7 protein-coding genes are annotated in these 5953 nt (G+C 72.5%); 5 read left to right on the top strand and 2 right to left on the bottom strand.

Annotated elements, in window-relative coordinates; all coding sequences use genetic code 11:
* The first annotated feature begins 202 nt into the window (after positions 1 to 202).
* On the top strand, positions 203 to 952 hold the full coding sequence (locus ACFWP3_RS40550) for a hypothetical protein (RefSeq protein WP_384231725.1): 750 nt from the start codon (positions 203 to 205) through the stop codon (positions 950 to 952).
* A gap of 15 nt (positions 953 to 967) precedes the next feature.
* On the opposite strand, the gene ACFWP3_RS40545 is transcribed toward ACFWP3_RS40550, so the two are convergent.
* Positions 968 to 1408, bottom strand: a complete 441-nt coding sequence (locus tag ACFWP3_RS40545; RefSeq protein ID WP_384231723.1) for an ester cyclase — start codon at positions 1406 to 1408, stop codon at positions 968 to 970.
* A 186-nt stretch (positions 1409 to 1594) separates the two neighbouring features.
* Between ACFWP3_RS40545 and ACFWP3_RS40540 the strand changes: the two genes are divergently transcribed.
* Together ACFWP3_RS40540 and ACFWP3_RS40535 are read left to right on the top strand one after the other, a co-directional pair.
* Positions 1595 to 1897, top strand: a complete 303-nt coding sequence (locus ACFWP3_RS40540) for an ArsR/SmtB family transcription factor (protein WP_384231721.1) — start codon at positions 1595 to 1597, stop codon at positions 1895 to 1897.
* Positions 1894 to 2286, top strand: coding sequence for a VOC family protein (locus ACFWP3_RS40535; protein WP_384231719.1), 393 nt, complete (start codon positions 1894 to 1896; stop codon positions 2284 to 2286). The genes ACFWP3_RS40540 and ACFWP3_RS40535 overlap by 4 nt, the downstream gene beginning before the upstream one ends.
* Before the next feature lie 20 nt (positions 2287 to 2306).
* Here the strand turns inward: ACFWP3_RS40535 and ACFWP3_RS40530 are convergent, their stop codons facing one another.
* Positions 2307 to 3233 carry a LysR substrate-binding domain-containing protein gene (locus ACFWP3_RS40530; RefSeq protein WP_384231717.1) on the bottom strand — a complete coding sequence of 309 codons (927 nt, stop codon included), beginning with the start codon at positions 3231 to 3233 and terminating at the stop codon, positions 2307 to 2309.
* A gap of 73 nt (positions 3234 to 3306) precedes the next feature.
* Between ACFWP3_RS40530 and ACFWP3_RS40525 the strand changes: the two genes are divergently transcribed.
* Both ACFWP3_RS40525 and ACFWP3_RS40520 read left to right on the top strand, forming a co-directional pair.
* A complete protein-coding gene (locus tag ACFWP3_RS40525) occupies positions 3307 to 4800 on the top strand; it encodes an aminotransferase class I/II-fold pyridoxal phosphate-dependent enzyme (RefSeq protein WP_384231714.1) in 1494 nt (497 codons plus the stop codon).
* Positions 4801 to 4912: 112 nt separating this feature from the next.
* Entirely contained in the window at positions 4913 to 5839 is a 927-nt protein-coding gene (locus ACFWP3_RS40520; RefSeq protein WP_384231712.1) for an ABC transporter substrate-binding protein, read from the top strand.
* The last annotated feature ends 114 nt before the right edge of the window (positions 5840 to 5953 follow it).

Raw genomic sequence — 5953 nt, 5'->3', positions numbered from 1 at the left:
GGCGCTCCCACCCGCCGGCCCCGGGTCCCGGGCGGGCTGGGGGGCTGGGGGCGCCCGGGCCCCCCCGGCCCGCCCCCGCCCCCCCCCGCCGGAGCTCGCCGCCGACATCGGCGCCGCCTGCGCCGCCGAGCTGGGCCTGCGGCCCACAGCGGCCGACCTGTCCGGCACCGCCCCGAGCCGGCTGTCCGCGGCCGGTGACGCGGTGGCCGCAGCCATGGACCGGCGGGCGGAGCGCTGGGGCCTGCCCGCGCACCGGACGATCCCCTTCGCGCCCGTCATCGACGGCGAGGCCCTCGCCGTCACGCCGTGGCGGGCCCTGACGGACGGGGCGGGCCGCGGCGTCGAACTGCTCGTCGGCCACACGCGTGCGGAGCAGCGCCTGTTCACCGCGCTGAACGGTCTGCTCGGCGAGGTCGGCGAGGAGCAGGCGGCCGCCGCCCTCGATTTCTTCGCCCCCGGCCCGGACGGCGCGCGCCGCTACCGCGAGGCCTTTCCGGCGGCGGGCCCCGACGAGCTGTACGAACTGGTCCACTCCGACTGGCTGTTCCGGATGCCGACGCTCCAGCTCGCCGAGGCCCAGACGGCGGCCGGCGGCCGGGTCCACGTCTACGAACTGACCTGGCCCGCCCCCGCCATGGGCGGCGCCTTCGGCGCCTGCCACGGCCTCGACGTCCCGCTCGTGTTCGGCAACCTGGACCGCGGTCAGCCCGCCATGCTGATCGGCGAGGAGCCTTCCGCGGTGGCGGAGGCGGAGGCCCTGTCGGGCCTCATGCGCGCGGCCTGGACCGGGTTCGCCGCGCACGGCGCCCCCGGCTGGCCCGCGTACGGCACCGATCGGCGCCTCGTGCGGCTCTTCGGCACCGGACCGGCCGTCACCGGCTACCCGGAGGACTCCTCGCGGCTGATCTGGCAGGACCACGCCTTCCGCGCGCTGCCGCTGATCAGCCGGTAGCGTCCGCCGGCCCGCTCAGGCCGCGGGCGCGCCGGCGGCCGGCGCGGGCGAGATCTGCTGCATGAGGCTGATCATGTCCGGAGCGACCCACTCCTCGGCGATCTTGCCGCCCTCGACGCGGTAGACCTCGATGCTCCGGAAGTGCACCGGCCGGTCCGTGGCCGCGATGCCCTGGAACTCGCCCCGGTGCGTCCCGCTGAACCGCACCCGCACCGCCACCCGGTCGTCGGCGCCGAACATGTCCTCGACCTTGATCTGCAGGTCGGGGAAGCCGTCCAGCATGGCCTGCGCCCCCAGCCGCCAGATCTCCCGGCCGTGCAGCGGCTCGGGCAGTCCGGGGACGTTGGCGATGAAGTCCTCCGTCAGCATGTCGACACACGCGTCGAGGTCGCCGCTGCCCAGTGCCCGGTAGGCCGTGTGCAGCAGGGCCAGGTTCCGCTCCGTGGTGGTGCCCATGTCCGTGTCCTCTCCAGCGGCCCGAGGGGGATCGGCCCCCCGAGCGCGGTGATCGCTTCGATCCGTTGGCCCCAGTAGAAACCCTGCCGCCGCGTCAAGGTCAAGGCGAGATGACGGGGGCGCCGGACGGGCGGCGCGGCGCGTCCCGACTTGATAGGCAAGTGAGTGTTTGCCTATCCTGTGGTCGTGGCCGACGACGTTTTCAAAGCTCTGGCCGACCCCACGCGCCGCATCATCCTCGACGAGCTCGCGGAGAGGTCCGGACAGACACTGTTCGAGATCTGTTCACGACTGAGCGTGAAGCACCAGCTCGGCATCTCGCGCCAGGGGGTCTCCCAGCACCTCGCCGTGCTGGAGGCCGCCGGGCTCGTCGAGACACGGCGCGAAGGCCGCTACAAGTTCCACGACCTGAACACGGCTCCGCTGCGGCAGATCGCCGAGCGGTGGCCCGTACGCGACACCCCCACACCGGAGGAGAACACCCCGTGAAGATCCATCTGACCAGCGTCTTCGTCGACGACCAGGCCAAGGCCCTGCACTTCTACACCGAGATCCTCGGCTTCGTGAAGAAGCACGACGTCCCGGTCGGCGAGAAGGACCGGTGGCTGACCGTCGTCTCGCCCGACGAGCCCGGCGGTACCGAACTCCTCCTGGAGCCCACCGGCCACCCGGCCGCGAAGACCTACCGCGACGCCCTCGTCCAGGACGGCATCCCGCTCGCCCAGTTCGCCGTCGACGATGTGAAGGCGGAGTACGAGCGCCTGCGCGGCCTCGGCGTCACCTTCACCCAGGAACCCCTGGAGATGGGCCCCGTCACCACCGCCGTCTTCGACGACACCTGCGGCAACCTGATCCAGATCGCGACCCAGCCCCAGTAGGCGGCGCGGCGGCGCCGGCGTCAGGCGGGCGGCTGCTCCGCCCACCGTGCGATGACGCGCGCCGCTTGCCGCTTCAGGGAGTCGACCAGGTCCTGGGCGCTGCGGGCCGTCGTCGAACGCAGTACGGCGACGCTGATCTCGCGCGCCAGGGGCGGCCCCTCCAGCGGCCGGACGGCGAGATCCGCGCGCGGCGCCCCCAGCGCCAGGCGCGGGACCAGCGAGACTCCCGTACCGGCCGCGACGAAGCCCTGGACGACGCCGTAGTCGTCGGTGCGCATCACGTGCACCGGCTCGAACCCGTGCTGCGCGCAGGCCCATGACAGCAGGCGGTCGCACGGGTCGCGGGGGTCGGCGGCCCCCACCCAGGGGTCCTCCCGCAGCTCCTCCAGCGGCACCCGCTCCAGGGCGGCACACCGGTGGTCCTCCGGGAGGACCAGCAGCAGCGGATCGGTCAGCAGCGGGTGCACCTCGAACTCGTCCTCCAGGTCGAGCCGGTCGCCCGGCTGGGAGAAGACCAGCGCGGCCTGTAGCTCCCGCGACCGCAGGCCGTTCAGCAGGGCCGGCAGCTCGCCTTCGACCAGGGAGACGTGGACGCCCTGCTCGTGCAGCGACCGCACCGCGCCGGGCAGCAGGAGCGCGCCGGCGGTGGGGAAGGTCCCGATGTGCAGCGTGCGCGTCCCCCGAGCGGCCTGATCACGGACCTCCCGCTCGGCCAGCCGCAGCCGCGACAGCACCGCCTCGGCGTGCGGCAGCAGCGTCTCGCCGAGCTCGGTGAGCGTGGCGCCCCGAGGCCCCCGGTGCACCAGCGCGGCGTCGAAGTGCCGTTCCAGCACGGTCAGATGATGGGTGACGGTCGGCTGCGCGTAGTGCAGGGCGCGGGCCGCACCGGCGAGGGAACCCTCGTGGGCGATGGCCCGCAGGACGTGAAGGTGACGGATCTCGAGCATATAGACAGCGTATGGAGATCCATAGGTGAATGCAGCATTCCTATAGACCTCGGAGGCCCACACACTGAGCGACGTGAACAGCCCCCTCGCCCTCGCACCCCACTCCCGCCCGACCACGGCGCGCCAGGACCGCGCGCCCTACGCCGAGGCGCTGCGCGCCCACGCCGCCCGCTCCTGGCTGCGGCTCAACGTCCCCGGCCACGCCGCCGAAGGCGACAGCCCCCTGGCGGAGACCTTCGGATCCGACCTGCTCCGGCTGGACTTCCCGCCGCTCCTCGACGGGCTCGACCTCGGCACGGACACGCCGATGGACCAGGCCGCGGAGCTGGCGGCCGAGGCGTGGGGCGCCCGGCGCACCTGGTTCCTCACCAACGGAGCCTCGCAGGGCAACCAGATAGCCTCCCTGATCGCCCCCATGCTCGGGCACACCCTCGTCGTGCAGCGCAGCGTGCACTCCAGCGTGATCGACGGCCTGGTGCTCTCCGGTCTGAAGGCCGCGTTCGTCCAGCCCTCCCTCGACACCGAACAGGGCATCGCGCACGGCGTCACGGCCGCGGCCGTGGCCGACGCGGTCGCGGCGCACCCCGACGCGGCCGCCGTGTACGTGGTCTCGCCCAGCTACTTCGGCGCCGTCGCCGACATCCGCGCCATCGCGGACACGGCGCACGCGCACGGGCTCCCGCTGATCGTGGACGAGGCCTGGGGCTCCCACTTCGGCTTCCACCCCGGCCTGCCCTCCGGAGCCCTGGCCCAGGGCGCCGACCTGGTGACCTCCAGCACGCACAAGCTGGGCGGGAGCCTCACGCAGTCCGCGATGCTGCACCTGGGCCACGGCCCGTTCGCCGACCGGCTGGAGCCGCTGGTCGACCGCGCCTTCCGGCTCGTGCAGTCCACCAGCGCGAGCGCGGTCCTGCTGGCCTCCCTCGACCTCGCCCGCAGGGGCCTGGCCTGCGGGCAGGACAGCATCGGGGCCTCCCTCCGGGCAGCGGACACGCTCCGCGGCGTACTGCGCCGGCTGGGCCGGTACGCAGTGGTCAGCGACGGCTTCGGGCGCTTTCCGGACATCGTGGCCGCCGACCCCCTGCGCGTCGCCATCGACACCAGAATCGGCGGGATCAGCGGCCATGAAGCCCGCCGCCGGCTCTTCGGCGACCACCAGATCATGGTCGAGGTGGCCACCGACTCGGCCATCGTCGCCGTCGTCGGCGCGGGCAGCGCACCGGACACCGACCGGTTCATCGAGGCCCTGCACACCCTCCCGCGCCCCCTCGGCGCCGGCGCCGACGGCGGCCTGCGGCTCTCGCTCCCGGCCCCCGGCGAGGCGGTGCTCACCCCGCGCGAGGCGTTCATGAGCCCCGGCCGGGTCGTACCCGCGGCCGAGGCGGTGGGGCGGGTGTCGGCGGACACGCTGGCCGCCTACCCGCCGGGCATCCCCAACGTACTGCCCGGAGAGGTCATCACCACCGAGACGGTGCGCTTTCTCCAGCTCACCGCGGCCGCGCCCAACGGCCACGTACGCGGCGCCGTCGACCCGTCCGTCGCACACCTGCGCGTGGTCGACGCCTGAGCGAGCCGGCTTCTCAGCCCGCCCGCCCACCAGTCCGTCCCCCTTCGCTCTTCCCTTCCCGCCCCGTCGGCCCCACCATTCCGAACCATTCCGTCGAAGGAGTCCACTGATCATGACCAGAGCGGTAGCAAGAAGAAACACGGTCGCGGCCCTGGCCCTCGTGAGCGCCGCAGCCATGACCCTCGCCGGCTGCGGCGACCAGACCGGCGGCGAGTCGTCCGGCAAGGAGAAGACGAGCGACGCCCCGCTGTTCTCCAAGCTCCCGAAGAAGATCCAGGACGCCGGCGTCATCAAGGTCGGCACGGACGCGGCCTACGCGCCGATGGAGTACGTCGAGGGCGGCAAGATCGTCGGTGTCGACCCGGACATTGCCGAGGCGCTGGGCAAGCAGCTCGGTGTGAAGTTCCAGTTCACCTCCGGCACCTTCGACGGCCTGATCACCTCCCTGGAGACCGGCCGGCAGGACATCGCGATGTCCTCGATCACGGACAACAAGAGGCGGCAGGAGGGCCTGGACGACGACGGCAAGAAGGTCGGCAAGGGCGTCGACTTCGTCGACTACTTCTCCTCCGGTATCTCGCTCCTGGTCAAGAAGGGCAACCCGGACAACATCAAGTCCCTCGACGACCTCTGCGGCAAGACGGTCGCCGTCCAGCGCGGCACCCTCTTCGAGGACACCTTCAAGGCGCAGGCCGAGAAGTGCGGCTCGAACAAGCTCACCATCCAGTCGTTCGACACCGACGCCGAGGCACAGACCCGGGTGAAGGCCGGCGGCGCGGTCGCGGAGCTGAACGACTATCCGGTCGCCGCGTACGTCGCGAAGTCCTCCGGCGGCGGCAACGACTTCGAGATCGTGGGCAGCCAGAGCGACGTCGGCTTCTTCGGCATCGCGGTCCCGAAGGAGAACACGCAGCTGCGCGACGCCATCAAGGAAGCCCTCGACGCGATCATCAAGGACGGCTCCTACGCCAAGGTCCTGGAGAAGTGGGACGTCAAGGACGCCGCGGTGCAGCAGGCCCGGATCAATGCGGGCCAGTGATCCACGCATCCCGCCGAAGGCTCCACTGAAGGGCAGTCATTGTGACTGACAAGATCGACAAGGGTCCGGCCGCAACTCCGCCGGCCGGGCCCGGTGCCTCGGGCATCCCCTACG

The sequence above is a fragment of the Streptomyces sp. NPDC058525 genome (assembly GCF_042719495.1).
Classification (GTDB): domain Bacteria; phylum Actinomycetota; class Actinomycetes; order Streptomycetales; family Streptomycetaceae; genus Streptomyces.
Note: the sequence above shows the minus strand (reverse complement) of the source record. Positions and strands in the feature narration are given on the sequence as shown.

Coding starts and splice junctions, on each gene's coding strand:
- ACFWP3_RS40545 (WP_384231723.1), bottom strand. CDS start 1,408: ATGGGCACCACCACGGAGCGGAACCTGGCCCTGCTGCACACGGCCTAC.
- ACFWP3_RS40530 (WP_384231717.1), bottom strand. CDS start 3,233: ATGCTCGAGATCCGTCACCTTCACGTCCTGCGGGCCATCGCCCACGAG.
- ACFWP3_RS40520 (WP_384231712.1), top strand. CDS start 4,913: ATGACCAGAGCGGTAGCAAGAAGAAACACGGTCGCGGCCCTGGCCCTC.